This is a genomic window from Dellaglioa sp. CoH-56-MRSF-14 (assembly GCF_056782115.1).
In genome coordinates, this window is the sequence record NZ_JBXAYB010000062.1 from 1 (window position 1) to 323 (window position 323).

A 323-nucleotide genomic window follows, 5' to 3' on the forward strand; every position below is an offset into this window, starting at 1 on the left:
ATCCCAGCTAATATCAGATGCAGCAGTGCCAAGAATCCTTCCATTATTTAGACCACCTTACCTTTCGATCCATCGAGCAACTTCAACACATCGATCATGTGGCGCAGATGGTGAGATGCCGAATCTATGTCCTTCACGATCTGGTCCAGCACGTCTACGAGTGCCTTTCCCTCGGTCATCAGCGTTCGGGCCGTACCCTGCACACGCTCGACCAGTGCTTTCCGCTGTTCGGCACTGCTACCGAATTGCTTCAGCTCCTGTGCATACTCGGTGTAGATGTGGTTGCGTAGCGCGTCGCACGCTTCTTGCAGAAGGTCGAGGTT

General features: G+C 53.3%; 1 protein-coding gene. It reads right to left on the reverse strand.

The window, feature by feature from the left end; genetic code table 11:
• Window positions 1–47: 47 nt before the first annotated feature.
• A partial coding sequence (locus AC1RPX_RS07855; RefSeq protein ID WP_481763339.1) for a hypothetical protein occupies window positions 48–323 on the reverse strand: 276 nt, incomplete at its 5' end.